At 59.0% G+C, this 26796-nt stretch carries 25 protein-coding genes; 11 read left to right on the top strand and 14 right to left on the bottom strand.

Annotated features, from left to right (window positions below; all coding sequences use genetic code 11):
* Positions 1-56: 56 nt before the first annotated feature.
* The 4 genes from yidC to rpmH are packed head-to-tail and all read right to left on the bottom strand — an operon-like array spanning position 57 to position 2532.
* Positions 57-1739: a membrane protein insertase YidC gene (gene yidC, locus J4E53_RS14140; protein ID WP_060739908.1), complete on the bottom strand. Its 1683-nt coding sequence runs from the start codon at positions 1737-1739 to the stop codon at positions 57-59.
* Between the two features lie 2 nt (positions 1740-1741).
* On the bottom strand, positions 1742-1987 hold the full coding sequence (yidD, locus tag J4E53_RS14135; RefSeq protein WP_010465488.1) for a membrane protein insertion efficiency factor YidD: 246 nt from the start codon (positions 1985-1987) through the stop codon (positions 1742-1744).
* Positions 1980-2381 carry a ribonuclease P protein component gene (gene rnpA / locus J4E53_RS14130; RefSeq protein WP_207268155.1) on the bottom strand — a complete coding sequence of 134 codons (402 nt, stop codon included), beginning with the start codon at positions 2379-2381 and terminating at the stop codon, positions 1980-1982. Before rnpA ends, yidD begins: the two co-directional genes overlap by 8 nt.
* 16 nt (positions 2382-2397) lie before the next feature.
* Positions 2398-2532 (bottom strand): 50S ribosomal protein L34, encoded by a 135-nt coding sequence (gene rpmH / locus J4E53_RS14125; RefSeq protein WP_003213577.1) that lies wholly within the window; start codon positions 2530-2532, stop codon positions 2398-2400.
* Between the two features lie 567 nt (positions 2533-3099).
* Here rpmH and dnaA point away from each other — a divergent pair.
* The 5 genes from dnaA (at position 3100) to gabP (ending at position 11014) form a co-directional block, all read left to right on the top strand.
* Entirely contained in the window at positions 3100-4626 is a 1527-nt protein-coding gene (gene dnaA, locus J4E53_RS14120) for a chromosomal replication initiator protein DnaA (protein WP_060739907.1), read from the top strand.
* Between the two features lie 39 nt (positions 4627-4665).
* The gene (dnaN, locus tag J4E53_RS14115) at positions 4666-5769 is read left to right on the top strand and encodes a DNA polymerase III subunit beta (protein ID WP_003196145.1); all 1104 of its coding nucleotides are present in this window, start codon (positions 4666-4668) and stop codon (positions 5767-5769) included.
* A 20-nt stretch (positions 5770-5789) separates the two neighbouring features.
* Positions 5790-6893, top strand: coding sequence for a DNA replication/repair protein RecF (recF, locus tag J4E53_RS14110; protein ID WP_003196148.1), 1104 nt, complete (start codon positions 5790-5792; stop codon positions 6891-6893).
* A 5-nt stretch (positions 6894-6898) separates the two neighbouring features.
* Positions 6899-9316, top strand: coding sequence for a DNA topoisomerase (ATP-hydrolyzing) subunit B (gene gyrB, locus J4E53_RS14105; protein WP_060739906.1), 2418 nt, complete (start codon positions 6899-6901; stop codon positions 9314-9316).
* Between the two features lie 303 nt (positions 9317-9619).
* Entirely contained in the window at positions 9620-11014 is a 1395-nt protein-coding gene (gene gabP, locus J4E53_RS14100) for a GABA permease (RefSeq protein WP_103310549.1), read from the top strand.
* 128 nt (positions 11015-11142) lie between these two features.
* On the opposite strand, the gene J4E53_RS14095 is transcribed toward gabP, so the two are convergent.
* Positions 11143-11877, bottom strand: a complete 735-nt coding sequence (locus J4E53_RS14095) for a response regulator transcription factor (protein WP_103310551.1) — start codon at positions 11875-11877, stop codon at positions 11143-11145.
* A 233-nt stretch (positions 11878-12110) separates the two neighbouring features.
* On the opposite strand from J4E53_RS14095, the gene J4E53_RS14090 reads away from it, so the two are divergent.
* Positions 12111-13628 carry a PAS domain-containing sensor histidine kinase gene (locus tag J4E53_RS14090; RefSeq protein ID WP_060739903.1) on the top strand — a complete coding sequence of 506 codons (1518 nt, stop codon included), beginning with the start codon at positions 12111-12113 and terminating at the stop codon, positions 13626-13628.
* Positions 13629-13818: 190 nt separating this feature from the next.
* Here J4E53_RS14090 and J4E53_RS14085 read toward each other — a convergent pair whose 3' ends face one another.
* The 4 genes from J4E53_RS14085 to glyQ form a co-directional block, all read right to left on the bottom strand.
* The gene (locus J4E53_RS14085) at positions 13819-14598 is read right to left on the bottom strand and encodes a 1-acyl-sn-glycerol-3-phosphate acyltransferase (protein ID WP_060739902.1); all 780 of its coding nucleotides are present in this window, start codon (positions 14596-14598) and stop codon (positions 13819-13821) included.
* A gap of 80 nt (positions 14599-14678) precedes the next feature.
* Positions 14679-15212: a D-glycero-beta-D-manno-heptose 1,7-bisphosphate 7-phosphatase gene (gmhB, locus tag J4E53_RS14080; RefSeq protein WP_060739901.1), complete on the bottom strand. Its 534-nt coding sequence runs from the start codon at positions 15210-15212 to the stop codon at positions 14679-14681.
* A 3-nt stretch (positions 15213-15215) separates the two neighbouring features.
* Entirely contained in the window at positions 15216-17270 is a 2055-nt protein-coding gene (glyS, locus tag J4E53_RS14075) for a glycine--tRNA ligase subunit beta (RefSeq protein ID WP_060739900.1), read from the bottom strand.
* Positions 17267-18220, bottom strand: a complete 954-nt coding sequence (glyQ, locus tag J4E53_RS14070; protein ID WP_003177094.1) for a glycine--tRNA ligase subunit alpha — start codon at positions 18218-18220, stop codon at positions 17267-17269. The genes glyS and glyQ overlap by 4 nt, the downstream gene beginning before the upstream one ends.
* An 81-nt stretch (positions 18221-18301) precedes the next feature.
* Here glyQ and J4E53_RS14065 point away from each other — a divergent pair, with 81 nt between their 5' ends.
* From J4E53_RS14065 to J4E53_RS14050, 4 genes are all read left to right on the top strand, one after another.
* Positions 18302-18859 carry a DNA-3-methyladenine glycosylase I gene (locus tag J4E53_RS14065; RefSeq protein WP_060739899.1) on the top strand — a complete coding sequence of 186 codons (558 nt, stop codon included), beginning with the start codon at positions 18302-18304 and terminating at the stop codon, positions 18857-18859.
* A gap of 43 nt (positions 18860-18902) precedes the next feature.
* Positions 18903-19790 carry a lysophospholipid acyltransferase gene (locus J4E53_RS14060; RefSeq protein WP_060739898.1) on the top strand — a complete coding sequence of 296 codons (888 nt, stop codon included), beginning with the start codon at positions 18903-18905 and terminating at the stop codon, positions 19788-19790.
* A gap of 358 nt (positions 19791-20148) precedes the next feature.
* Positions 20149-20874, top strand: coding sequence for a hypothetical protein (locus J4E53_RS14055; protein ID WP_060739897.1), 726 nt, complete (start codon positions 20149-20151; stop codon positions 20872-20874).
* Between the two features lie 272 nt (positions 20875-21146).
* Positions 21147-21935, top strand: coding sequence for an SDR family NAD(P)-dependent oxidoreductase (locus tag J4E53_RS14050; RefSeq protein ID WP_103310553.1), 789 nt, complete (start codon positions 21147-21149; stop codon positions 21933-21935).
* Positions 21936-22050: 115 nt separating this feature from the next.
* Here the strand turns inward: J4E53_RS14050 and J4E53_RS14045 are convergent, their stop codons facing one another.
* The 4 genes from J4E53_RS14045 to J4E53_RS14030 all read right to left on the bottom strand — a co-directional run bounded on the left by J4E53_RS14045 (position 22051) and on the right by J4E53_RS14030 (position 25133).
* The gene (locus tag J4E53_RS14045; RefSeq protein WP_207268153.1) at positions 22051-22419 is read right to left on the bottom strand and encodes a hypothetical protein; all 369 of its coding nucleotides are present in this window, start codon (positions 22417-22419) and stop codon (positions 22051-22053) included.
* 31 nt (positions 22420-22450) lie between these two features.
* Positions 22451-22870: an organic hydroperoxide resistance protein gene (locus J4E53_RS14040; RefSeq protein WP_003196182.1), complete on the bottom strand. Its 420-nt coding sequence runs from the start codon at positions 22868-22870 to the stop codon at positions 22451-22453.
* Between the two features lie 388 nt (positions 22871-23258).
* Positions 23259-24383 (bottom strand): diguanylate cyclase, encoded by a 1125-nt coding sequence (locus tag J4E53_RS14035; RefSeq protein ID WP_103310557.1) that lies wholly within the window; start codon positions 24381-24383, stop codon positions 23259-23261.
* A 186-nt stretch (positions 24384-24569) separates the two neighbouring features.
* Positions 24570-25133: a TetR/AcrR family transcriptional regulator gene (locus J4E53_RS14030; RefSeq protein WP_060739893.1), complete on the bottom strand. Its 564-nt coding sequence runs from the start codon at positions 25131-25133 to the stop codon at positions 24570-24572.
* A 150-nt stretch (positions 25134-25283) separates the two neighbouring features.
* Here J4E53_RS14030 and J4E53_RS14025 point away from each other — a divergent pair, with 150 nt between their 5' ends.
* Complete coding sequence (locus tag J4E53_RS14025) at positions 25284-25979, top strand: glutathione S-transferase (RefSeq protein ID WP_103310559.1); 696 nt, start codon at positions 25284-25286, stop codon at positions 25977-25979.
* 228 nt (positions 25980-26207) lie between these two features.
* Here J4E53_RS14025 and J4E53_RS14020 read toward each other — a convergent pair whose 3' ends face one another.
* Positions 26208-26582: a lysozyme inhibitor LprI family protein gene (locus J4E53_RS14020; RefSeq protein ID WP_081015348.1), complete on the bottom strand. Its 375-nt coding sequence runs from the start codon at positions 26580-26582 to the stop codon at positions 26208-26210.
* Positions 26583-26796 lie beyond the last annotated feature (214 nt).

The following is a 26796-nucleotide window of genomic DNA, read 5'->3' as shown; positions in this document are numbered from 1 at the left end:
GCAGATAGCAAAACGCCCCACTAGGGGGCGTTTTGTGTGGTTATCCACAGAGCAAGTTACGCCTCGGCTTTTTTAGTCGCCGCTTCGATCTTACGCGTGATGTACCACTGCTGAGTGATGGACAACACGTTGTTCACAACCCAGTACAGCACAAGACCCGCCGGGAACCACAGGAAGAAGAAGGTGAAGATGATTGGCATCATTTTCATGACCTTCGCTTGCATCGGGTCCGGAGGCGTCGGGTTCAGTTGCTGCTGGATGAACATGGTCGCGCCCATGATGATCGGCAGGATGAAGAACGGATCCTTGATCGACAGGTCGGTAATCCACAGCATGAACGGTGCCTGACGCATCTCCACGCTTTCCAGCAACACCCAGTACAGCGACAGGAACACTGGCATCTGCACAAGAATCGGCAAGCATCCACCCAGCGGGTTGATCTTCTCTTTCTTGTACAGCTCCATCATGGCCTGGGACATTTTCTGCCGGTCATCGCCATGCTGTTCTTTCAGGGCGGCCAGTTTCGGCGCCACTGCACGCATGCGCGCCATGGATTTGTAACTGGCGGCCGACAATGGGAAGAAGATCCCCTTGATCAGCATGGTCAGGAAAATGATCGACCAGCCCCAGTTACCGACGATGCTGTGGATATGTTGCAGCAGCCAGAAGATCGGCTGGGCAATGAACCACAGGAAACCGTAGTCCACGGTCAGTTCCAGGCCTGGGGACAACTCTTTCAGCACCGCCTGGCTTTTTGGACCGGCATACAGAATGGCGCTGGTTTCGGCTTTCGCACCTGGCGCGGCAGTCAATGTCGGGCCGGTGTAACCGATGATGAAGTTGCCCTTGCTGTCTTTACGCGTCTGGACAACATTGCTGTCGCCCTTCTGCGGGATCCAGGCTGTTACAAAATAGTGCTGCAGCCAGGCAACCCAGCCACCTTGTACGGTTTCCTTGAGCTGACCCTTGTCCATGTCCTTCATGGACACTTTCTTGTACGGCTCCGAACTTGTCCACAGGGCGGCGCCCAGGTAAGTCGCGGTGCCGGTGGCCGTGCTGGAGGAAGGATCGTCGCTGGCGTCACGCTTGAGTTGCGCGAACATCGCACCGGACCAAGGCTGGGCGCTCTGGTTGTCGATCAGGTAGGAAACGGTGACGTCATACAGGCCACGTTTCAGGGTGAAACGCTTGATGTAATTGACGCCGTCCTTGCTGAACTTCAGGTCCACGACCAATTGGTCCTGACCGTCAGCCAGTTGATAAGTCTTCTTCTCGGCAGAGTAGACCGGGCGACCGGCCGGGTTCGAATCCGGGCCGTTGCTACCAATCAGGCCACTTTGGGCCAGATAGGTGCGCTCGTTGCCGTTGTCGAACAACTGGAACGGGATGTCCGGATGATCCTGGCGACGCGGGTACAGCGGCAGCTTCAGCTGGGCGACGTCACCACCTTGTGGATCGATTGCCAGCTCGAGCACGTCCGTCTTGACCTGGATGAGATCTTTGCTTGCGGCCACAGGGGCTTCGGCAGGAGCGCTGGTATCGCTTGCCGCGCGTGGGATGTCGTCATTGTTGGCAGCGTTGTTGCCAACGGGAGCATCCGGCAGGCTCGGTGCGGTATTGCTGGCTGCAACATTCTGAGTCGGCAGGGCAGCCTGGCCATAGTCCTGGTTCCATTTAAGGACCATGACGTAGGACACGATTGCCAGGGCGACGATCAGGATCGTGCGTTTGATATCCATGATTACTCGGCCATCGAAGAAGAACGGGAGGTAGGGATAGGCGGAACCGGGTCATAACCGCCGGGATTCCACGGATGACAGCGACCTAAACGACGAAAGGTCAGCCAGCCACCGCGCAGGAGGCCATGATTTTCTATGGCTTCGTACGCGTAGCAGGAACAACTGGGGTAGAAACGACAGTGACTGGCCATCAAAGGACTAATGGCGTAGCGATAAAACTGGATCGGAACGAGTGCCAGTTTACGCATCGGGACTGTCTACCCCTGCAGTTTCGGTGTTGACTGCCGGTACTGGCTTGTTGCGTGCCAGACGTTTCCAGAGCTTGCCGAAATGCTGAATCAATTCGGGGTTTTCTACGTCACCCAAACCTTTGCGCGCGACGATAACGATGTCCCATCCAACCAGTGAATCCTGGTTCAGGCGAAACGATTCGCGCATCAGACGTTTGAGGCGATTGCGCTGAACGGAGAGCTTGACGCTCTTTTTCCCGATAACCAGCCCTAGTCGGGGGTGATCGAGATCGTTACTGCGCGCAAGGAGCAGGAGATTTTTCCCCGGAACCTTGCCGGTAGGGGAGTCAAAGACTGCCTTGAAATGCCGGGGTGTAAGCAGACGCTTTTCCCGACTGAAGTCCTGACTCACCTCCAGTGCCGGATTATCAAACTGCCAGACGCGCACGACCTTTGGCGCGACGACGCGACAGGACGGCACGACCGTTCTTGGTAGCCATGCGAGCACGGAAACCGTGGGTACGAGCGCGTTTGATAGTGCTTGGTTGGAAAGTACGTTTCATGTCGTGTTACCTGGTTCGTCCACAACGGGCCGGAATGGCCCCCGTTTTAAGAGACCGGGGATTCTAGAGAAAGCAAGCCTCTAGGTCAATTTCCAACCAGCGTTTCCTTTAAATAGATATCCAGCCGCTTTCGGCGGATTCATCACACAGCGCTAGATATAGAAATAAAGAAGGGAATTATTTAAAGCTTTTCTGTAAAGCTTATAAAAGCAAGGTCGCCACCTGTCTGTGGATAACCATGTCGGGGCCTTGTAATTCGCCATGTACAGAGAATGACAACTACAGGGGAAAGCAGTGGCCAGCCTGTGCTGCGCTGTCGGATAAGCTGTGGGTGGAATGGCTGGTTATCCACAGGGCGGTTATCCACCGAGTTTCGCCCCCACTTGTGCAACGACCTCAGGCTCGGTTATCCACAGAGCTTATCCACCGACCGTCGGTCGTCTTTCTCTCGGTTAACGCATTGATAAATCATGGGCGATGAGCAACCTGCGTGTGGATAAGTGCACGTCCGCTCGCTACAATGGCCGCTTGTTTTTGCCTCACCGGCTTTCAACTTAGGGGATATCCGTGTCAGTGGAACTTTGGCAGCAGTGCGTGGAGCTTTTGCGCGATGAGCTGCCTGCCCAACAATTCAACACTTGGATCCGTCCACTACAGGTCGAAGCCGAAGGCGACGAGTTGCGTGTCTATGCACCGAACCGTTTCGTTCTCGACTGGGTCAACGAAAAGTACCTGGGCCGGGTCATGGAACTGCTCGACGAGCATGGCAATGGCATGGCGCCTGCGTTGTCCTTATTAATAGGCAGCAAACGCAGTTCGGCACCCCGCGCCGCGCCCAATGCGCCGCTGGCCGCCGCAGCGTCACAGGCCCAGCAGGCTGCCCCGGCTCCTGTGAACAATCATGCCGCCCCGGCGCCCGCGCCTGCCCCGAGCAAACGCAACACGCAAAAAGTCGCCGAAGTCAGCGAAGAGCCTTCCCGGGACAGCTTCGACCCCATGGCCGGTGCCAGCTCCCAGCAGGCTCCGGTGCGGGCCGAACAGCGCACCGTCCAGGTCGAAGGCGCGCTCAAGCACACCAGCTACCTGAACCGGACCTTTACCTTCGAGAATTTCGTCGAGGGTAAATCCAACCAACTGGCCCGCGCGGCGGCCTGGCAGGTCGCGGACAACCCCAAGCACGGTTACAACCCGCTCTTCCTTTATGGCGGCGTTGGCTTGGGTAAGACCCACTTGATGCACGCGGTGGGCAACCATCTATTAAAGAAGAACCCGAATGCCAAGGTCGTGTACCTGCATTCCGAGCGTTTCGTGGCCGACATGGTCAAGGCGCTGCAACTGAACGCCATCAACGAGTTCAAGCGTTTCTACCGTTCGGTGGACGCCTTGCTGATCGACGACATTCAGTTCTTCGCCCGCAAGGAACGTTCCCAGGAAGAGTTTTTCCACACCTTCAACGCATTGCTTGAGGGCGGGCAGCAGGTCATTCTCACCAGTGACCGCTACCCGAAAGAGATCGAAGGCCTCGAGGAACGCCTCAAGTCGCGTTTCGGCTGGGGCCTGACGGTGGCCGTCGAGCCGCCGGAGCTGGAGACCCGGGTCGCGATCCTGATGAAGAAGGCCGACCAGGCCAAGGTCGAGCTGCCTCACGACGCGGCATTCTTCATCGCCCAGCGTATCCGCTCGAACGTGCGTGAGCTCGAAGGTGCCCTCAAGCGGGTCATCGCCCATTCGCACTTCATGGGCCGCGATATCACCATCGAATTGATTCGCGAATCCTTGAAGGACCTGTTGGCGCTCCAGGACAAATTGGTTTCTGTGGATAACATTCAGCGAACGGTTGCTGAATACTACAAAATCAAGATCTCCGACCTGCTGTCCAAACGCCGTTCCCGTTCGGTGGCACGTCCGCGCCAGGTGGCCATGGCCCTGTCCAAGGAACTGACCAACCACAGCCTGCCGGAAATCGGCGATGTGTTTGGCGGACGCGATCACACCACCGTGCTGCACGCGTGCCGCAAGATCAACGAACTTAAGGAATCCGACGCGGACATCCGCGAGGACTACAAGAACCTGCTGCGTACACTGACCACTTGATGACCACCAGCGCAGCTTATTAAGGCAAGGGACTAGACCATGCATTTCACCATTCAACGCGAAGCCCTGTTGAAACCCCTGCAACTGGTCGCAGGCGTCGTCGAACGCCGCCAGACCTTGCCGGTACTTTCCAACGTGCTGCTGGTTGTCGAAGGCCAGCAATTGTCGCTGACCGGTACCGACCTGGAAGTCGAGCTGGTCGGTCGTGTGCAACTTGAGGAACCGGCCGATCCGGGTTCCATCACCGTGCCGGCGCGCAAGCTGATGGACATCTGCAAGAGCCTGCCCAACGACGCGCTGATCGACATCAAGGTCGATGAGCAGAAGCTCGTGGTCAAGGCCGGTCGCAGCCGCTTTACCTTGTCCACACTGCCCGCCAACGATTTCCCGACCGTCGAAGAAGGCCCGGGCTCGCTGACCTGCAGCCTGGACCAGAGCAAATTGCGTCGCCTGATCGAACGCACCAGTTTCGCCATGGCCCAGCAGGACGTGCGTTATTACCTCAACGGCATGCTCCTGGAAGTGTCGGCCGGCGTTATCCGCGCCGTCGCCACCGACGGTCACCGCCTGGCCATGTGCTCGATGCAGGCCGATATCGGTCAGCCGGATCGCCACCAGGTGATCGTGCCGCGTAAAGGTATCCTGGAGCTGGCGCGTCTGCTGACCGAGCCCGACGGCAACGTCAGCATCGTGTTGGGCCAGCACCATATCCGCGCCACCACCGGTGAGTTCACCTTCACGTCGAAGCTGGTAGACGGCAAGTTCCCAGACTACGAGCGCGTGCTGCCAAAAGGCGGTGACAAGCTGGTTCTGGGCGATCGCCAGGCCCTGCGCGAAGCCTTCAGCCGTACCGCGATCCTGTCCAACGAGAAGTACCGCGGCATTCGTCTGCAACTGGCCAACGGGCAGTTGAAGATCCAGGCGAACAACCCGGAGCAGGAAGAAGCGGAAGAAGAAGTGGGCGTTGAGTACAACGGCGGCTCCCTGGAAATCGGCTTCAATGTCAGCTACCTGCTCGACGTGCTGGGCGTGATGACCACCGAGCAAGTGCGTCTGATCCTGTCTGACTCCAACAGCAGTGCGCTGGTGCAAGAGTCCGATAACGACGATTCGGCTTACGTCGTCATGCCGATGCGTCTGTAATCATGCCCAGCAGAAGCTAGATGTCCTTAAGTCGCGTCTCGGTCACCGCGGTGCGCAATCTGCACCCGGTGACCTTCTCCCCCTCCCCCCGCATCAATATTCTTTACGGCGCCAACGGCAGCGGCAAAACCAGCGTGCTGGAAGCCGTGCACCTGCTCGGGCTTGCCCGTTCGTTCCGCAGCACCCGGCTGTTACCGGTCATCCAGTACGATCAACTGGCGTGCACGGTGTTCGGGCAGGTGGAACTGGCAGAAGGCGGCCATAGCGCCCTGGGGATCTCGCGGGACCGGCAAGGGGAGTTCCAGATCCGCATCGATGGGCAGAACGCCCGCAGTGCTGCACAGCTGGCCGAGATCCTGCCGTTGCAGCTGATCAATCCGGACAGCTTCCGCCTTTTGGAAGGCGCGCCGAAGATTCGCCGGCAATTTCTCGACTGGGGCGTGTTCCACGTGGAACCGCGCTTCATGACGACTTGGCAGCGCTTGCAGAAGGCGCTGCGCCAGCGAAACTCTTGGCTGCGACATGGTACACTTGACGCCGTTTCGCAAGCGGTTTGGGACAGGGAACTGTGCCAGGCCAGCGCTGAAATCGATGAATACCGCCGCGCTTACATCAAAGCCTTGAAACCGGTCTTCGAGCAGACCTTGAGCGAACTGGTTGAGCTTGAGGGCCTGACGCTCAGCTATTACCGAGGCTGGGACAAGGACCGGGAACTGAGCACCGTGCTGGCTGGCTCGCTGCAGCGGGACCAGCAGATGGGCCATACCCAGGCTGGACCACAACGCGCTGACTTGCGCCTCAGATTGGGCGCACATAACGCCGCGGACATCTTGTCCCGGGGGCAGCAGAAGCTAGTGGTGTGTGCCTTGCGTATCGCCCAGGGGCATCTGGTCAGCCAGGCCCGGCGCGGTCAGTGTATTTATCTGGTGGATGACTTGCCGTCCGAGTTGGACGAAGCCCACCGCCGCGCGTTGTGCCGCTTGCTGGAAGACTTACGCTGCCAGGTGTTCATCACCTGTGTAGACCACGAATTATTGAGGGAAGGCTGGCAGACGGAAACGCCAGTCGCCCTGTTCCACGTGGAACAGGGCCGTATCACCCAGACCCACGACCATCGGGAGTGAAGGCATTGAGCGAAGAAAATACGTACGACTCAACGAGCATTAAAGTGCTGAAAGGCCTGGATGCCGTACGCAAACGTCCCGGTATGTACATTGGTGACACCGACGATGGCAGCGGTCTGCACCACATGGTGTTCGAGGTGGTCGACAATTCCATCGACGAAGCCCTCGCCGGCCATTGCGACGACATCAGCATCATCATCCACCCGGATGAGTCCATCACCGTTCGCGACAACGGCCGTGGCATCCCGGTAGACGTGCACAAAGAGGAAGGCGTTTCCGCCGCCGAGGTCATCATGACCGTCCTCCACGCTGGCGGTAAGTTCGACGATAACTCCTACAAGGTCTCCGGCGGTCTGCACGGCGTAGGTGTATCGGTGGTGAACGCGCTGTCCGAACAGCTGGTGCTCACGGTACGCCGCAGTGGCAAGATCTGGGAACAGACCTACGTCCATGGCGTGCCTCAGGCACCGATGGCGATCGTTGGCGACAGCGAATCCACCGGCACCCAGATCCACTTCAAGGCGTCGAGCGAGACCTTCAAGAACATCCACTTCAGCTGGGACATCCTGGCCAAGCGGATTCGCGAACTGTCCTTCCTCAACTCCGGTGTCGGCATCGTCCTCAAGGACGAGCGCAGTGGCAAGGAAGAGCTGTTCAAGTACGAAGGTGGTCTGCGGGCGTTCGTTGAGTACCTGAACACCAACAAGACTGCGGTCAACCAGGTGTTCCATTTCAACATCCAGCGTGAAGACGGCATCGGCGTGGAAATCGCCCTGCAGTGGAACGACAGCTTCAACGAGAACCTGTTGTGCTTCACCAACAACATTCCACAGCGCGATGGCGGTACCCACTTGGTGGGCTTCCGTTCGGCGCTGACCCGTAACCTGAACAACTACATCGAACAGGAAGGCCTGGCGAAGAAGCATAAAGTCGCCACCACCGGTGACGATGCCCGCGAAGGCCTGACGGCGATCATTTCGGTGAAGGTACCGGATCCGAAGTTCAGCTCCCAGACTAAAGACAAGCTGGTGTCTTCCGAAGTGAAGACCGCGGTCGAACAGGAAATGGGCAAGTACTTCTCCGACTTCCTGTTGGAGAACCCGAACGAAGCCAAGCTGGTGGTCGGCAAGATGATCGACGCCGCCCGTGCCCGTGAAGCCGCGCGCAAGGCCCGTGAGATGACTCGCCGCAAAGGCGCGCTGGATATCGCTGGCCTGCCGGGCAAACTGGCCGACTGCCAGGAAAAGGACCCTGCCCTGTCCGAGCTGTACCTGGTGGAAGGTGACTCTGCTGGCGGTTCCGCCAAGCAGGGCCGCAACCGTCGCACCCAGGCCATCCTGCCGCTCAAGGGCAAGATCCTCAACGTCGAGAAGGCGCGCTTCGACAAGATGATTTCCTCCCAGGAAGTCGGCACCTTGATCACCGCGCTGGGCTGTGGCATTGGCCGCGAAGAGTACAACATCGACAAGTTGCGCTATCACAACATCATCATCATGACCGATGCTGACGTCGACGGTTCGCACATCCGCACCCTGCTGCTGACATTCTTCTTCCGTCAGTTGCCGGAGCTGATCGAGCGCGGCTACATCTACATCGCCCAGCCGCCGCTGTACAAGGTCAAGAAAGGCAAGCAAGAGCAATACATCAAAGACGACGACGCCATGGAAGAGTACATGACGCAGTCGGCTCTGGAAGATGCGAGCCTGCACCTGAACGAAGATGCCCCCGGTATTTCCGGTGAAGCCCTCGAGCGCCTGGTCAACGACTTCCGCCTGGTGATGAAGACCCTCAAACGCCTGTCGCGCCTGTATCCACAGGAACTGACCGAACACTTCATCTACCTGCCAGCCGTGAGCCTGGAGCAACTGTCCGATCACGCAGCGATGCAGGATTGGCTGGCCCAGTACGAAGTACGCCTGCGCACCGTCGAAAAATCCGGCCTGGTCTACAAAGCCAGCCTGCGCGAAGACCGTGAGCGTAACGTCTGGCTGCCGGAGGTCGAACTGATCTCCCACGGCCTGTCGAACTACGTCACCTTCAACCGCGACTTCTTCGGCAGCAACGACTACAAGACCGTCGTATCCCTTGGCGCGCAGCTGAGCACGCTGCTGGACGAAGGTGCGTACATCCAACGGGGTGAGCGCAAGAAAGCCGTGACCGAGTTCAAGGAAGCCCTTGAATGGCTGATGGCGGAAAGCACCAAGCGCCACACCATCCAGCGATACAAAGGTCTGGGTGAAATGAACCCGGATCAGCTGTGGGAAACCACCATGGACCCTAGCTCGCGCCGGATGCTGAAAGTCACCATCGAAGACGCCATTGGCGCGGACCAGATCTTCAACACCCTGATGGGTGATGCGGTCGAGCCTCGTCGTGACTTCATCGAGAGCAATGCGTTGGCAGTGTCCAATCTGGATTTCTGATCCTTCTGCAGCACCTGCTCCAGCAAAAAAGCCAACGCACATGCGTTGGCTTTTTTTTACGCTGGAAAATACCCACTCCTTCTAAGACCCATCGGTCAAAAACGGTGTAACTGGGTAACACCCTGGCATAAAGCCTTCATTGTCAATGGGTTAGGAATTGGATGAAGGCCCCGGATACCGGGGACTTTGGATTTCCTGGCGCAAAACTTGCGTGTTTAATAACTTACACATCGTTTTTTTAAATTTACAGAAAGCGATGGGTCGAGGTGGTACGAATAAATCCAAATGCCAAGGGTAGTCTCAATGAGCGGTACGCAAACTTCCGATAATCTGGCGCAAGGGCTCAAGCCCCGTCATGTGACGATGCTTTCCATAGCCGGTGTGATTGGCGCCGGTCTGTTCGTCGGCTCCGGCCATGCTATCGCAGCGGCCGGTCCGGCCGTGTTGTTGGCCTACGCTGCCGCGGGTGCCTTGGTGGTGCTGGTGATGCGGATGCTGGGCGAAATGGCGGTGGCGTCGCCGGACACGGGTTCCTTCTCGACGTATGCGGACCGGGCGATTGGTCATTGGGCGGGTTTCACCATCGGCTGGCTCTACTGGTGGTTCTGGGTCCTGGTGATTCCACTGGAGGCCAACGCTGCTGCAACGATCCTGCACGCCTGGTTCCCGAACGTGGCGATCTGGGTCTTCACGTTGGTCATCACCCTCCTGCTGACGGTCACCAACCTGTTCAGTGTGAAGAATTACGGAGAGTTCGAATTCTGGTTCGCCCTGGTCAAGGTGGTGGCGATCATCGGCTTCATCGGGCTGGGTCTGATGGCGATATTCGGTGTTCTGCCAACCAGCCAGGTCAGCGGTGTTTCGCACCTGTTCGACACCCAGGGCTTCCTGCCCAATGGCATGGGCGCGGTGCTGGGGGCGATCCTGACCACCATGTTTTCGTTCATGGGCACCGAGATCGTGACCATCGCGGCGGCCGAATCGAAGAACCCCGGCCAGCAGATTTCCAAGGCAACCAACTCGGTGATCTGGCGGATTGGTTTGTTCTACCTCGTCTCCATTTTCATCGTCGTCGCCCTGGTGCCATGGAACGACCCGCTCCTGGCCAGTGTTGGCTCCTACCAGACGGTGCTGGAGCGCATGGGCATCCCCAATGCCAAGCTGATCGTCGATATCGTGGTCCTGGTAGCGGTCACCAGTTGCCTGAACTCGGCGCTGTACACGGCTTCGCGCATGATGTTCTCGTTGGGCAAGCGCGGTGATGCGCCGGCCGTTTCCCAGCGCACCAACAAGAGCGGCACACCTCACTGGGCGGTGATGTTGTCGACCGGTGCGGCCTTTTTGGCGGTGTTCGCCAACTACGTGGCACCGGCGGCGGTCTTCGAATTCCTGCTGGCCAGCTCTGGCGCCATTGCGTTGCTGGTGTACCTGGTCATTGCGGTTTCGCAATTGCGTATGCGCAAACAACGCATGGCTCGCGGGGAAAAAATCGCTTTCAGCATGTGGCTGTTTCCCGGCCTGACCTACGCGGTGATTGTCTTCATCGTCGGGGCCTTGACCATCATGCTGTTCCAGGAAGCCCATCGCGTGGAGATCCTTGCGACCGGTCTGCTGAGTGTCTTGGTGGTGATATCCGGCGTGCTGATACAGCGTCGTCGGATCGCAAAAACAGGAAGCCTGGTACCGACGATCGGGTGATATCCATTGGGTGGCGAGGGAGCTTGTTCCCGCTTGGGTGCTAAGCGCTCACAAAAGGGGCTGCTGCGCAGCCCAGCGGGAGCAAGCTCCCTCGCCACAGATACCATTCAATATGAGCAGTCGGTTCCCTAACTGGCTACCGACGCCTCACTCCCCGCCACCACACTCTCCAACCGATACCCATACCCGTAGATCGTCAGCAACTGCCAACCCCGATCCGCCGTCAGCCCGAGCTTGTTGCGCAGGCGATAGATATGGGTGTCGAGTGGGCGGGACGAGGTCATTTCCTCGTGGGTCCAGAAGCGTTCGTAGAAGTATTCCCGGGACAGCGGCCGGCCCAGGTTGGCGAACAGGCACCGGGCCAGGCGGTATTCCCGTTCGGTCAGGCTGATGGGGATGCCGGCGCGGGTGATGGTCAGTTCGGCGTCGTCGAACGCCAGGTCGTTGAACACCAGCACGTCGCTGGCAGGCGCGCGTTGCAGGTTGTGACGGCGCAGCACGGCTGTGACCCGGGCCTTGAGCTCGTTGGGCCTGAAGGGTTTGCTCACATAGTCGTCGGCGCCGGCGTTGAGGGCCTGGACGATGTCGTGCTCGCCGTCGCGGCTGGTCAGCATGATGGCGGCCGGTGGCGAATCCATGTGCTCGCGGGTCCAGCGCAGCAATGAAAGCCCGCTGATGTCGGGCAGTTGCCAGTCGAGGATCAACAAGTCGAAGGTTTCCCGCCGCAGTTGCCGCAACAAGTCTTCCCCGCGTTCGAAACTGTGCAGGGTCCAGGCTTGCTCGCCTCTGCCGGGGATTTGTTGCAGCGTCTGTTCTACCCGGCGCAACTCGGCCGGTTCATCGTCCAGTATGGCGACACGCATGGAATGCGATTCCTTGATCTCGAGAGTAACGGACATCTTCAGGTGGCAATGAAAGGCAGCCAGTGGCTGATTCATTGACCTGTCGCTGGCTGCGACAATACCGGCTCGCGACACAGAGGGAAAGGCAGCAGCGCGCCACCCATCGAGTCCGTTATAGTCGTGGGCTTTCACGCCTGTCGACTTACGCAGGCCAGTGAAGATATCCACAGTCCTTGAGTTCGGCCAGGAGGCCTATGAGTAACCAGCGTCGCCGTGAAAGTCGTGAACCCACCCAGGTTCAGCGGTTGTTTCGACAGTTGGTGCGGGAGTGGTTGTGGATAAGTCTGCTGCTGTTGCCGCTGACGGCCTTGTTGTCATTGAGCAGTCAATCCACAGATAACCATTCAGGCGCCGCGTTGTTGTCGGTGTGCCTGGTGGGTTGTGTATTGGGCTTGCTGCTGTTGCGCCCGCGCCTGGCCCTGTGGACAACGGTGGGTGGTATGAGCCTGGCCCTGTTGATCAGCGCCATGCTGGGCGCGCGGGGGTGGTGGTGGTCGCCCGTGGCGAGCGTGCTGGGGATCATGTTCGGCTACCTGATCTGGAACTGGCGACGGCTGAGCGTGGTGTTGGCCTATTTCGGTTGGGAGCTGGCACGCCTGGACGCGGAGCCCAAGGTCTTCCCGGAGCGTCGTCGCGCCTCATACGCCGGCAGCGACCGTTTGCAGGGCCAGATCATGGCCCTGGAACAAGCCATGAGCCGAACCCGCGACACCCGGCGCTTCATTGCCGATGGCTTGGAATACTTGCCGGTGGCAACCATGATCAGCGATCCCCAAGGCAAGCTGCTGCTGGGTAACCGAAAGGCGCGCGAGCTGTTCGGCCATGGTCTGGCGGGCGGCGATGTGCTGGAGCACCTTGGGCAATTGGGTTATCCGGGGCTGGAGCACGGGGCGCATCACCGGTTATCCACATTGCCCCTGGTGGAGTTTCGCGACATTCGCGAGCGCAGCTTGCGCCTGGAACGGGCTGCGCTGTTGCCGGTGGATGGCGATGCGCCGATTGGCTGGTTGCTGAGCCTCACGGACCTGAGCGCCGAACGTGAGGCGGAAGAACAGCGCAGTGTCATGCTGCGGTTCCTCTCCCATGACTTGCGCGCCCCTCACTCGGCGATCCTTGCGCTGCTCGATGTGCAGCGGCATCAGGCGGGTGGCGATCATCCGCTGTTCGACCAGATCGAGCGCCAGGTACGGCGCGCCCTGGACCTGACCGAGGGCTTCGTACAACTGGCCAAGGCCGAATCCGAGGCCTATCAATTCCAGCCGACGCTGTTCGCCATGCTGGTGTTGGACGTGCTCGATCAGGCGCTGCCCATTGCACAGGCAAAGCGTATTCGGTTGGTTCACGAAATAGAGGATGAAGATGCGATGGTGCGGGCGGATCAATCGTTATTGACCCGTGCCCTGTTCAATCTGCTGGAAAATGCCATCAAGTACAGCCCGTCCGACGCCTGTATTTCCCTGCAGGTTCATTGCATCTCGGGTTGGTTGATCTGCAATGTCGCCGACCAAGGCAAGGGCATCAGCGCCGAAGAACTGCCGGACCTGTTCAGTCAGTACCGGCGGTTTTCCTCGGCTCAAGGGGTCGATGGAATTGGCCTGGGATTATCGATGGTCAAGGCCGTGGTCGACCATCACGAGGGGAAAATCGAGTGTCGTAGCGTGGTGGGTAAAGGCACGACCTTCAGCCTGCGCTTCCCGTTATTGGAAGATTGAAAAGATCGCAGCCTTTGGCAGCTCCTACAGGACGTTTCCAACCCCCGAAGGCTACGATATTTTGCTGCTATAAAAACTTATGCACCTGAACGTGGGTTTTATGTGTTTATGAAATATGTATGAAAAACATAGGCTTACGACATAAAAACAACGGATTTCGAAAAAACGGTACACAGGTTATCCACAGATCTCAAACAGCGGCTTGTTCCGTGGGGACTTCCGCGACAGGGCCTGGAGGAAGCGAGCCCATTTCCCGTTGTGCCTGTTCATTCCAGGCTTGTACGCGGTCATTGAGCTCGGCGATGGCGCGGGGCCCAGTGCCTTCGGCATACATCGGTGCGCCGATCACCACGGTGATGACGCCAGGTGTTCTGATCCAACCTGCCTTGGGCCAGAATTTGCCGGCATTGTGTGCAATCGGCAGCACCGGCAGGTTCGCGTTCACCGCCAATGCGGAACCGCTGCGGGAAAACTTGCCAATCGTCCCGTAAGGAACACGGGTGCCCTCGGGGAAGATCAGCACCCAGGTGTTGTCCTTGAGCAGTTCGTCGCCCTTTTTCGCCACTTGCTTGAGCGCCACTTTGGGATTGTCGCGATCGATGGCAATCGGGCGCAGCATGGCCATGGCCCAGCCAAAGAACGGTACGAACAGCAGCTCACGCTTGAGGACCTGGCTCAACGGCTCGAAATAGGCCGAGAGAAAGAACGTCTCCCAAGTGCTTTGATGGTTGGACTGGATCACGCAGGGCCGGTCCGGCACGTTCTCGGCGCCCTTCACTTCATAGCGGATGCCCAGGAACACCTTGCTCAGCCACAGTGCGCAGCGGCACCAGTACACGTTGATGAAACGGTAGCGCGCCCTGAACGGCAGGAAGGGCGCGATAAAAAAACTCAGGGTGCACCACAGCAAGGAGCTGGTGCCCAGCAGCAGGTAAAAGAGAAAGCTTCTGATGGCCTGCAATATCGACATAGCGGCGTTTACCGTTGCGGGCAATGCCCGCCTGTTCAAGCGCTTCCCGAACAGTCCTTGATCAGGATGTCTTGGGAGCTCTAATTGTGGATAAGTTCAGCGGCAATCGCCGCCAGGTCGTCAAAAATCAAGGTGCCCACCGGCAGGGTCTTGCCCAGAGTCTTCTCGCCTTTCCCGGTCTTTACCAAAACTGGCTGACAATCGACGGCCTTGGCCGCCTCCAGGTCACCGAGACTGTCACCGACGAACCACACACCTGCCAAGGCCACATCGTAATGCGCGGCAATGGTTTTCAACATGCCCGGCTTGGGCTTGCGGCAATCGCAGCCGTCGTCCGGCCCATGCGGGCAATAGACGATCAAGCCGACTTCCCCGCCCTGCTCCGCCACCAGGGCGCGCAGGCGCTCATGCATGGCGTCCAGAACGGTGAGGTCGTAATAACCGCGGGCAATGCCCGACTGGTTGGTGGCGACCGCCACCGTCCAGCCGGCCTTGCTCAACTGCGCGATGGCTTCGATCGAACCGGGCAGTGGCAACCATTCCTCCACCGATTTGATGTAAGCGTCGGAGTCGTGATTGATCACCCCGTCCCGATCGAGAATCAGCAGTTTCAAGCGTTACCCCAGCAACGAAATATCGGCGACGCCGAGGAACAGCCCACGCAGACGCGCCAGCAGCGCGTAACGGTTGGCCCGTACTTTGGCATCTTCGGCGTTGACCATCACCGCCTCGAAAAACGCATCCACCGGCTCGCGCAGTGCCGCCAGGCGCGCCAGGGTTTCGCTGTACTGACGCGCCGCCGCCATTGGCTGGACCGCCTGGTCCGCCTGCTGGATCGCTGAGTACAGGGAAAACTCGTTGGCGTTGTCGAAGTACTTGGCTTCGACGGTGGCCGCGATGTTGCCTTCGGCCTTGCCCAGCAGGTTCGATACCCGCTTGTTCACCGCTGCCAGTGCGGCGGCTTCCGGTAATTTGCGGAAGGCTTGCACCGCTTGTACGCGCTGGTCGAAGTCCAGGGCCGAACCCGGTTTCAGGGCTCGCACCGACAGGTAGGTGGCGACGTCGACGCCTTCATCTTCATAACGCGCACGCAGGCGGTCGAAGATGAATTCCAGCACCGCATCGGCCAGGCCGGCAGCCTTGACCTTGCTGCCGAACGCGTTGACGGCGAATGCCACGGCGTCGTTCAGGTCCAGGTCCAGTTGCTTGTCGATCAGGATCCGCAACACGCCCAGGGCCGCACGCCGCAAGGCATACGGGTCTTTGCTGCCGGTGGGCAGCATGCCGATGCCGAAGATGCCGACCAGGGTGTCGAGCTTGTCGGCGATCGCCACGGCCGCACCGGTCAGGGTGGTTGGCAGTTCAGCGCCGGCACCGCGGGGCATGTACTGCTCGTTCAGCGCCAGGGCCACGTCCTGCGGCTCGCCATCGTTGAGGGCGTAGTAGTAACCGGCGACGCCTTGCATCTCCGGGAACTCACCGACCATTTCGGTGGACAGGTCGCACTTGGACAGGATGCCGGCACGGGCCGCGCGCTGGGCGTCGCCGCCGATGCGTGGGGCGATGAATGCCGCCAGTTTCGAAACGCGCTCGGCCTTGTCGTAGACGCTGCCGAGTTTTTCCTGGAACACCACGTTGCGCAGGCGCTCGTTGAAGCTTTCCAGGGGCTGTTTCTTGTCTTGCTTGAAGAAGAACTCGGCATCGGTCAGGCGCGGGCGAACGACTTTTTCGTTACCGGCGATGATCTGCTGCGGGTCCGTGCTTTCGATGTTGGCAACCGTGATGAAGCGCGGCAGCAACTTGCCTTCGGCGTCCAGCAGGCAGAAGTACTTCTGGTTGTCCTGCATGGTGGTGATCAGCGCTTCCTGCGGCACTTCAAGGAAACGTTCCTCGAACGAGCACACCAGCGGCACTGGCCATTCCACCAGCGCGGTCACTTCGTCCAGCAGGTTGGCCGGCACGATGGCGGTGCCTTCCTGCAGGGTGGCCAGCTCTTCGGTGCGCTTGCTGATCAGCTCGCGCCGCTCGTTGGCGTCGGCCAGTACGTAGGCCGCACGCAGGTCGGCCAGGTAGTTGGCCGGCGAGGTGATGCGCACGCTCTGTGGATGATGGAAGCGGTGACCGCGGGAGTCGCGACCGGCCTTCTGGGCCAGGATCGTGCAATCGATGACCTGGTCACCGAGCAACATCACCAGCCACTGGGTTGGACGTACGAACTCTTCCTTGCGCGCGGCCCAGCGCATGCGCTTGGGGATCGGCAAGTCATTGAGGGAGTCTTCGACGATGGTCGGCAACAGGCTGGCGGTCGGCTTGCCCTTGATGCTCTGGCTGTAGCGCAGCTTCGGGCCGCTCTGGTCGATTTCGCTCAGGTCCACGCCGCACTTCTTGGCGAAGCCCAGGGCGGCCTGGGTCGGGTTGCCGTCGGCATCGAACGCGGCCTGGCGTGGCGGGCCGTCGAGGTTGATGCTGCGGTCCGGCTGCTGGGTCGCCAGGGCGGTGATCAGCACGGCCAGGCGGCGCGGCGCGGCGTACACCTGTTTGGCTTCGTAGCTCAGGCCAGCGGCTTGCAGGCCTTTGTCGATACCGGCCAGGAACGCATCGGCCAGGGTGTTCAGGGCTTTGGGTGGCAGTTCTTCGGTGCCCAGTTCAACCAGAAAATCTTGAGCACTCATTGTGCAGCCTCCAGCTTAGCCAACACTTCATCACGCAGGTCCGGGGTCGCCATCGGGAAGCCCAGCTTGGCACGGGCCAGCAGGTAGGCTTGCGCAACGGAACGCGCCAGGGTGCGTACACGCAGGATGTATTGCTGGCGCGCGGTCACGGAAATCGCCCGGCGTGCATCCAGCAGGTTGAAGGTATGGGACGCCTTCAACACCATTTCATAGCTCGGCAACGGCAGCGGCTGATCCAGCTCGATCAGGCGCTTGGCTTCGCTCTCGTAGAAATCGAACAGCTCGAACAGCTTCTCGACGTTGGCGTGTTCGAAGTTGTAGGTCGACTGCTCCACTTCGTTCTGGTGGAACACGTCGCCATAGGTCACTTTGCCGAACGGGCCGTCGGCCCATACCAGGTCGTAGACCGAATCCACGCCCTGCAGGTACATGGCCAGGCGTTCCAGACCGTAGGTGATCTCGCCGGTGACCGGGTAGCACTCGATGCCGCCCGCTTGCTGGAAGTAGGTGAACTGGGTCACTTCCATGCCATTGAGCCAGACTTCCCAGCCCAGGCCCCAGGCGCCCAGGGTTGGCGACTCCCAGTTGTCTTCGACGAAACGAATGTCGTGCACCAGTGGGTCGAGGCCGACGTGCTTGAGGGAGCCCAGGTACAGTTCCTGGAAGTTTTCCGGGTTCGGCTTCAGGACCACCTGGAACTGGTAGTAGTGCTGCAGGCGGTTCGGGTTTTCGCCGTAGCGGCCGTCAGTCGGGCGGCGGCTGGGCTGCACATAAGCGGCGTTCCAGGTTTCCGGGCCGATGGCACGCAGAAACGTGGCAGTGTGGAAAGTGCCGGCGCCTACTTCCATATCGTAGGGCTGAAGTACCACGCAACCTTGCTCGGCCCAGTATTGCTGGAGGGCGAGGATCAAGTCTTGGAAGGTACGCACGGCTGGCGTAGGCTGGCTCACGAAATTCACCTGTTTCTTGGGCTGCGATTTAAAGAGCGGGAGTATACCCGATTCGTTCGTGCGCACGCCCCCTGGAGCCTTATGCCACGCTGCTTTTGGTGTTCTGACGATCCGTTGTACATGGCTTATCACGATCAGGAGTGGGGCACGCCGCTGCGCGATGCGCAGGGTTTGTTCGAGTTGCTTTTGCTCGAAGGGTTCCAGGCCGGGTTGTCCTGGATCACCGTTTTGCGCAAACGCGAGCGCTACCGGGAAGTGTTGTACGGCTTCGATGTGCAGCGCGTGGCGCAGATGAGCGACGCGGAAATCGACGAGCTGATGCTCGACCCGGGCATCATCCGCAACCGCCTCAAGCTCAAGGCCGCCCGTCGCAATGCCCAGGCCTGGCTGGCGCTGGAAGACCCGGTGGCGTTCCTCTGGTCGTTCGTGGGCGGCAAACCCATCATCAACCATTTCAAGGACCGCAGCGAAGTGCCGGCTATCACGCCCGAGGCACTGGCGATGAGCAAAGGCCTGAAAAAAGCCGGGTTCACTTTCGTCGGGCCGACCATTTGCTACGCCTTGATGCAGGCCTCGGGCATGGTCATGGACCACACCCAGGACTGCGACCGCTACGCCGAGTTGGTAAACGGCGGTTAGAATAGCCGGCTCGCAATACGGCCCATACATTCAGGAGTGACCTGTGGATAAGTTGAAAGGCGCCTTGCTGGTCGGCGCTCTGCGGTTGTTTGCGCTGCTGCCCTGGCGAGCGGTGCAGGCAGTGGGCTCGGCGATTGGCTGGCTCATGTGGAAATTTCCCAACCGTTCCCGCGACGTGGTGCGGATCAACCTCGCCAAGTGCTTTCCCGAGATGGACCCGGCCGAGCGCGAACGCCTGGTGGGCCAGAGCCTCAAGGACATCGGCAAATCCCTGACCGAAAGCGCCTGCGCCTGGATCTGGCCGGCCCAGCGCTCCATCGACCTGGTGCGCGAAGTCGAAGGCCTGGAGGTGCTGAAAGAAGCCCTGGCCTCCGGCAAAGGCGTGGTGGGTATCACCAGCCACCTGGGCAATTGGGAAGTGCTCAACCACTTCTATTGCAGCCAGTGCAAACCGATCATTTTCTACCGCCCGCCCAAGCTCAAGGCGGTGGATGAATTGCTGCAGAAGCAACGCGTCCAGTTGGGCAACAAGGTCGCGGCGTCGACCAAGGAAGGCATCCTCAGCGTCATCAAGGAAGTGCGCAAGGGCGGCCAGGTGGGCATCCCCGCCGACCCGGAACCGGCCGAATCCGCCGGCATCTTCGTACCCTTCTTCGCTACCCAGGCCCTGACCAGCAAGTTCGTGCCGAACATGCTCGCTGGCGGCAAAGCGGTCGGCGTCTTCCTCCACGCCCTGCGCCTGCCCGACGGCTCCGGCTACAAAGTCATCCTCGAAGCTGCCCCTGACGCGATGTACAGCACCGACACTGAAACCTCCTGCGCGGCCATGAGCCAAGTGGTGGAGCGCTACGTGCGGGCCTACCCGAGCCAGTACATGTGGAGCATGAAACGTTTCAAGAAGCGCCCGCCGGGTGAGGCGCGGTGGTACTGAAGATCTGTTGCTTCATATGCGCCGGGGATTTGTGGTGAATGCAGGATCTGTGAACACCCAAGTCCCTATGTGGGAGTACCTATGTGGGAGCCGAGCTTGCTCGCGATGACGGCGGCACACTCAACATCGATGCAAGCAGACCCACCGCTATCGCGAGCAAGCTCGCTCCCACAGTTTTTCCGGGCTGTTTACAGGCATTGCGTCCATCATAAATCCCTGGTGGGAGCGAGCTTGCTCGCGATAGCGCCCTAACAGCCGCCACATAACTAACTGACTTCACCCCACGCGATCTCGTCTCCTAAAGCTCGGTCCCCGGCTGTCGATAACCCGATGTATCCGCCAATCATGGACCGATGAAATGGAACTCTCCCTTAGCGCTGCCTCTATTGCACCCGCCAACACCCACCTCACCCGCTCCGACCAGAAGTTGGTCACTCATCCTCCAACAGGCTCTGTAAAGGAACTGGCAAGCGCTGGCCCAGCAGCCATCTACCACCCCAGTGAAGAAACCCAGACCGTGGAGCAACCACTGGTGGCCATTACCACCTGGGTCGGTCGATCCCAATCGCCAGATTTTCCTCGCTATGCCGCGATCACCGAGAGCGCGAAAAACACATTGAAAACCTCCTTCGAGGCATTCCAGTCAACGCTGTCGGCAACCCACCCGGATTTGGCCAGCAAGAAATACGGCTTCACCGTCGAGGCCGATGGCAAGCTGAAAGTGCTCAACACCGCCGGGCAGCTAAGCACCTCGGAAACCCAGCGCCTCACCGATCTGCTCAATGAATCCACTGATTTGAAAGCCGCAGCCAGCGCCTTCCGCGACGCCTCCATCGACATGGTGGATGCCGACTCGCCTTGGTCTGGCAGCTACCTGGGCCGCTACAGTCTGACCAAGGAAAACTTCGCCAGCACCATCGATCTGGCGCCGATGCTCAAGCGCGCCGGCTCGGTGCCGCCCCAGGAATTTTCGGACGGGCTGTTTTTCAACCAACTGGCGCACAAAGGCGAACTGGCGACCCAAGAGACGGAAGCCGCGATGCTTGAACGGCGTGCCGCGCAGCGATTCAGCGCGCAGGCCTGAAAGCCGGCTCTACCGAACCGTGTGGCGAGGGAGCTTGCTCCCGCCGGGCTGCGCAGCGGCCCTTCCCCATGACCGGCTATGAGCTGGCGGTACGGTCGGCTTCCTGATGGTTGTTTGAGCACGAGGAGGCGCAAAGCCTCAATCGTGTCCATGATTAAGGGCCTGCGATATCGGCGACGTTGGGATGGAAAAGCCATCTCTAAATCCTTCGGACTACCGTCCAGTCAGAAATATCGCACTTCCTCTGGTTCATTAATCAAGGAGTCCCCCTCATGAACATCGATTTCACCGGACGTCAGGTCCTGGTCACTGGGTCTACCAGCGGTATCGGTTTCGCGACCGCCAAAGGCTTTCTCGAAGCCGGCGCTCATGTAGTCATCAACGGTCGCAGCCAGAGCAGCGTGGACGACGCATTGCAGCGCCTGGGCACCCTTGCTTCAAATGCCGTCGGTTTTGTTGGCGACCTGAGCAATGAATCAGGCTGCCAGGCACTGATCGCCAAGCACCCCAGCTTCGATATCGTCATCAACAACCTGGGCATTTTCAAACAGGAGGATTTCTTCGAAACACCGGACAGCGAATGGCAACGCTTCTTCGAAACCAACGTGATGTCGGGCGTGCGTGTTTCCAGGGCCTACGCGCAAGGCATGGTCGAGCGCGGTTGGGGGCGGATTGTGTTTATCTCGTCGGAATCGGGCGTGAACATTCCCGCCGACATGATCCACTACGGCTTCACCAAGACCGCCCAACTGTCCATCGCTCGCGGCTTGGCCAAGCGCCTTGCCGGCACGGGCGTGACGGTGAACTCGGTGCTGCCTGGGCCGACGCTTTCCGAAGGCGTTGCCCAGATGCTCCAGGCAGACGTCGAGCGCAGTGGGGAAAGCCTGGAAAAGGTCGCGGCGGATTTCGTCAACGAGCACCGCAGCACCTCGATCATCCAGCGTGCGGCACGCGTCGAGGAAGTTGCCAACATGATCATCTACGCCAGCTCGGAGCAGGCCTCGGCCACCACGGGGGCGGCGCTGCGTGTCGATGGTGGTGTGGTGGATAGCATCGTTTAGAGGCCTACGACACGTTGAAAAAAAACGCCGCTTCCTCATGAGAGATAAGCGGCGTTTTTTGTTTTGGAAGCAACATGGGTTGATTCGACCGGCGTTGGAGTGGTGAGGGGATGGTTCAGCCCACTCTGTTTTCCATCAGTCGATCCGAACCGCCTTCAGCGACGCGTTTTTCGATCAGGCGATCCGAGCCGCCTTCAGCGACGCGTTTTTCGATCAAGCGATCCGAACCGCCTTCAGCGACGCGTTTTTCGATCAGGCGATCCGAGCCGCCTTCAGCCATGCGTTTTTCGATCAAGCGATCGGAGCCGCCTTCAGCGACGCGGTTTTCGATGAGCCGATCGGAACCGCCTTCAGCGACACGTTTTTCGATCAGTCGATCCGAACCACCTTCAGCAAACGAGGGTTGATCAAAAGAAGTCGCGAACGCATTGCCAAGGGACAGTGCCAGAAGCGAGCCAACGAGAGTCTTGTGGAAAGTGTTCATGTCCTGATCCTTTTATTCGTATGTGAGTGAGTTAGACGGTGACGTGCAAACGGACGTCGACGTTGCCGCGTGTCGCGTTGGAGTACGGGCAAACCTGGTGAGCCGCGTCGACCAGCGCTTGGGCATCGGCTTGATCCAGACCTGGCAGGTTGATGTGCAGGTCGATGTCCAGACCGAAACCGCCAGGGATCTGGCCGATGCCAACGTGTGCCGTGATCGAGGCGTCGGCAGGAATGCTGCGTTTGCTCTGGCTGGCGACAAACTTCAGTGCGCCGATGAAGCAGGCCGAGTAGCCGGCTGCGAACAGTTGCTCAGGGTTGGTGGCTTCACCACCGGCACCACCCAAGGCTTTTGGCGTGGCCAGTTTCACGTCGAGAATCTTGTCGCTGGAAACCGCACGGCCATCACGGCCACCGGTGGAGGTTGCGACTGCGGTATAGAGAACGTTCATGGTGTTTCCTCTTGCTGAATGGGCTAATCGAGTTCGGGTTTGGTCTGCGCTAAATGTTTGTGCGCTAACCAGTTGAGATAAAGTTAACGTTCAAATACTTTGCGCGCAAGATAAATTTTCAAAAAATTATCACTTTTGAATTAACCAGTTGATCTAAAAAGGAATTTATTTTCGGGGCCGCGCAGTATCACCCGCCGCGAGGTGAGCCAAGGAGAAGGAGGTGCCAGGGGTCAGTGCCTGCGTAATTGCAGGCCTTTGAAGAGAGGGCGTTCAGGGTTTCTCGATCGTTCCCACGCTCCCGCGTGGGAACGCTGCCGGGGACACTCAGCGTTCCGCTTCTGGAATGTGATGTAGCGTGGGGGGATCTAATGATGCAAAGCCAACCCGACTAAGCAACAGCGACCCGATTACGCCCCAACGCTTTCGCCCGATACAGGGCCTTATCCGCATCGTTCATCAAGCTGTGAAGATCCTTATTACAGGCCTCCGTAGACGCGACGCCAAGGCTGGCGGTTATGCAGTGAACAGGCTCGATCATCAAACCCGCAATCGTATCGATGAGCTGTTCCGCAATCTGGGTAGCAACCTCGATGGACGTGTCCGGAAGCAGAATGGCGAACTCTTCCCCACCCAGCCGGCCATGAATGTCCGTCGCCCGAAACGACGAACTGATGACCAGCCCCATCTCGCGCAAAACCTGATCCCCGACCTGATGGCCATAGGTGTCGTTGATGTGCTTGAAGTGATCCATGTCCAACATGACGGCGCACAACCCTAACCGGTTGGTCTTGCATTCGTCATAGAGCTGCTGGGCATGCTCGAAAAAAGCCCGCCGACTCTTCAGGCCGGTCAGTTCATCGGTTTGTGCGGCGCGGGTTGAAATGCTGTTCGCCTGTTCCATTTCACGGGTAAGACGAAAGGCGATTTCCAGTGCCTGGGACATTTTGTGCGTGGCGCGGGCCGCAAATGCCGCGAACACCAGGATCGAAAGGGCCATGCCGACTTGGATCGGGGACGGTTGAAACAGCAGCCAGACGGTGCATGGAAACAGCACCAGGCCAATGGAGACCAGCGTCATATCGCGGTAGGCCGAATAGCAGGACACCGCGCTGACGGTCATCCCGACGGTAAAGAGCATGACCAACGCCTGGGACAACAGATCGTCCGCCGGCATGACCACAAACGCACCACCGCCCCAGATGCTGGCGGATAACACCAGCGTGATCCAGTATCGGCGCTCCCAGCGTTGAGGCGTACGCTCACTTTCGGGGCTGCGAAAATAGGCGACGAACATCGCGATACGCAACAGCGTCGATGCGGTCAGGATGCCCAGCCACCAAAGAATAGCGCTGTGCTCAAACCGATCCCAACACAGCCAACTCAACATGATGGCAGCCAGGTAACTGCCGAAAACCGCAGAAACGGATTGGCGAAACAGTTGCTGCAATCGGTCAGTTCGCACCTGCTCGGCTATGAAAAAAGCTTGGCCGTTCCGAGATCTTGGGCCATCCATTTGATCCACCTGATCGTGATGCAACTAAAATGGCGATTGTGGCACCCGGCCACCAATGCAAACAACTGAATTACACCCACGGCCCCAATTGAACAAAACCCCGTGGCGAGGGAGCTTGCTCCCGCTGGGCTGCGAAGTAGCCCCAACCATTCCTACAGCCAAACGGCATCATCTGGCTTTACAGGATCAGGCTGGAATCAACCCTGCTTCCCGGTAGCTCAAAATCAGATCATCGAACAGGCCGACATCCGCCCGCGTTCGCGCGATTAACTGGGCACCCGCAACAGCGGTGTAAATGGCGCGGGCTCGGCGTTCACATTCTTCTGCGCTACCTGTTCCAGCATCTGCCAGTACCTGGGCGAGCCACGCCACGTTGACGTCCGCAAAAGCCCTGATCTCTCGCGACACTTCATCGGGAAGGTCTTCGTATTCGGCTGCCATGAAGCTGGACAGACAAAGCCTGTTGCCGTCCTCAAGCGACTTTCGAAAAATGGAGGGGTACAGCCGTACACACGCCTTCGGATCGGTATGGGCGGCGCGTATCGCTTCAAGCATGCGCAGCGCGTCCTGCCAGTAGCGTTCAGCAACTGCCGCAGCCAGGCCCGCCTTGCTCGGAAAGTGGTAGTAAATGCTGGCGTTCTTGATGCCCACCTGGTCGGCAATGCTACGGAAATTGATACCGCTGTAACCGTGCAATTGGGCAGCGGCTTTCGCTGCCGCCAAGATGGCTTCTCGAGCATTTTCGTTCACGTTGCAGCCTCGTTTCGAGATTCGACTCACTCAGGTAACGGCGATTCTACGCGCAGATCCGTTTACCTGCCAATTGTCAGGTAGGGGATTGACAGCACTAAATCGGCGGCTCAGTCTTTACCTACCAATTGACAGGCAGGTGCTTGAATCATGACTTCCCCACAACAGCGCGTTGATGTTTCCACTGTTCCTACGATGAAAATCTACGATTGGTTCAACGGCCCCTACCCCGCCCGCGTCCGCATTGCGCTGGCGGAAAAAGGATTGCTGCCGAACATCGAATTCGTAGCGGTGAATCTCTGGGCCGGCGAGCACAAGAAACCCGAGTTCCTGGCCATCAATTACTCCGGGACACTGCCCGTGCTGGAGCTGAACGATGGGACGCGGATCGCCGAGTGCACGGCGATCACCCTGTACCTGGATAGCCTGGACGGTCATCCGACGTTGACGGGCGAAACGCCTGTTGAAAAAGGCATCATCCATATGATGACCAAACGTGCCGAGATCGAGTTTCTCGACGCCGTCAGCGCGTACTTCCACCATGCCACGCCGGGCCTCGGCCCCGATGTCGAGCTGTACCAGAATGCCGAGTGGGGCGCCCGGATGGGCGATAAGGCGATCAGGGGCATGCGCTATTTCGACAACCTTCTCAAAGACCGGCCCTTTGTGGCGGGCGACAAGTTTTCGATGGCCGACATTGCGGTACTGGGCGGCATGATCTTCGCCTCGCTGGTGCAACTCCCCGTGCCTGAAGAGTGCGTGGCGCTTCGAACATGGCACGCCAGGATGCAGGAGCGCTCCAGCGTCCAGGCATGGCGTGCCATGGTCGAGCGTGGCGCTGCGTAGCACTGAGAGTGACTAGCCAGCGCCAGGCATGAAAAAGGGGGAAGGGCTAATGCCAGTCAGTTAAGGATCAAAACGACACAAACCAGTGGGAGCAAAGCTTGCTCGCGATGGCGGCAGACCAGTCAAAAGCGTTGTCGACTGGCTCACCCCAATTGCGAGCAAGCTTTGCTCCCACGGGGCTTAACTGACTGGCGTTAGGGCAAGCCCGACGTGCTCAATGTTTACGGGTTACTCGACTTGCGACAGCTTGGCGTCGTCACAACCGGCAGCACGGCACTCGCGCTCGACAGCTTTGAGTATGACGATACGCGCCTCGGTCTTCTCATTGGCACAGTCCAAGTAGAGCAGGCCATCGTTGGAGCAGGCGCTGTCACGATTTTTGATCCACTGGATCTGAGCGGCTTTCACTTTTTTCTTTTGATCCGGGTTCAGGGCACTCATCGTCTTCTTGTACTGCTCGTTGATTTCCTGATCCGACTGAACCATTTTCAGCGACGCGCAATAGGTTCTGTCATAGGCGTTTCTAGGGTTATCGCAACTCATCGCAGATGCCGATGCTGATGCCATTGCCAGAAATGCCCCAACCAACAAAGACTTGATCACTTACTTCTCTCCCTGAATGCCCTCTATTGATTAGAGGTCGCGGCGGGGAATTTATCATGAGGGTTGTTGAACAATGAAGCAGATCCTAAGGTTCATTCGGCCCGAACAATGGGCAAATGCTGATAGGGGGGTGGGAGCAAGTGATTGCTGAAAAAGGCTGCATCGCTCCCGCCGAGCGACTGCCCCCACTTCCTCTACCCCCCAAACCAGCCAA

The organism is Pseudomonas sp. FW305-28 (genome assembly GCF_017351395.1).
In the GTDB taxonomy this organism is placed as follows: Bacteria; Pseudomonadota; Gammaproteobacteria; order Pseudomonadales; family Pseudomonadaceae; genus Aquipseudomonas; species Aquipseudomonas fluorescens_AA.
The sequence above is the reverse complement of the archived record's forward strand: the minus strand, read 5'-3'. Positions and strand labels throughout refer to the sequence as shown.

Bases quoted from the DNA above. Each gene is read 5' to 3' on its own strand.
- J4E53_RS14055 (WP_060739897.1), top strand. From the start codon at position 20,149: ATGGAACTCTCCCTTAGCGCTGCCTCTATTGCACCCGCCAACACCCAC.
- rpmH (WP_003213577.1), bottom strand. From the start codon at position 2,532: ATGAAACGTACTTTCCAACCAAGCACTATCAAACGCGCTCGTACCCAC.
- J4E53_RS14045 (WP_207268153.1), bottom strand. From the start codon at position 22,419: ATGAACACTTTCCACAAGACTCTCGTTGGCTCGCTTCTGGCACTGTCC.
- gabP (WP_103310549.1), top strand. From the start codon at position 9,620: ATGAGCGGTACGCAAACTTCCGATAATCTGGCGCAAGGGCTCAAGCCC.
- dnaN (WP_003196145.1), top strand. From the start codon at position 4,666: ATGCATTTCACCATTCAACGCGAAGCCCTGTTGAAACCCCTGCAACTG.
- J4E53_RS14095 (WP_103310551.1), bottom strand. From the start codon at position 11,877: ATGCGTGTCGCCATACTGGACGATGAACCGGCCGAGTTGCGCCGGGTA.
- J4E53_RS14090 (WP_060739903.1), top strand. From the start codon at position 12,111: ATGAGTAACCAGCGTCGCCGTGAAAGTCGTGAACCCACCCAGGTTCAG.
- J4E53_RS14025 (WP_103310559.1), top strand. From the start codon at position 25,284: ATGACTTCCCCACAACAGCGCGTTGATGTTTCCACTGTTCCTACGATG.
- J4E53_RS14040 (WP_003196182.1), bottom strand. From the start codon at position 22,870: ATGAACGTTCTCTATACCGCAGTCGCAACCTCCACCGGTGGCCGTGAT.
- glyS (WP_060739900.1), bottom strand. From the start codon at position 17,270: ATGAGTGCTCAAGATTTTCTGGTTGAACTGGGCACCGAAGAACTGCCA.
- recF (WP_003196148.1), top strand. From the start codon at position 5,790: ATGTCCTTAAGTCGCGTCTCGGTCACCGCGGTGCGCAATCTGCACCCG.
- J4E53_RS14035 (WP_103310557.1), bottom strand. From the start codon at position 24,383: ATGGATGGCCCAAGATCTCGGAACGGCCAAGCTTTTTTCATAGCCGAG.
- J4E53_RS14065 (WP_060739899.1), top strand. From the start codon at position 18,302: ATGCCACGCTGCTTTTGGTGTTCTGACGATCCGTTGTACATGGCTTAT.
- J4E53_RS14050 (WP_103310553.1), top strand. From the start codon at position 21,147: ATGAACATCGATTTCACCGGACGTCAGGTCCTGGTCACTGGGTCTACC.
- J4E53_RS14085 (WP_060739902.1), bottom strand. From the start codon at position 14,598: ATGTCGATATTGCAGGCCATCAGAAGCTTTCTCTTTTACCTGCTGCTG.
- yidD (WP_010465488.1), bottom strand. From the start codon at position 1,987: ATGCGTAAACTGGCACTCGTTCCGATCCAGTTTTATCGCTACGCCATT.
- yidC (WP_060739908.1), bottom strand. From the start codon at position 1,739: ATGGATATCAAACGCACGATCCTGATCGTCGCCCTGGCAATCGTGTCC.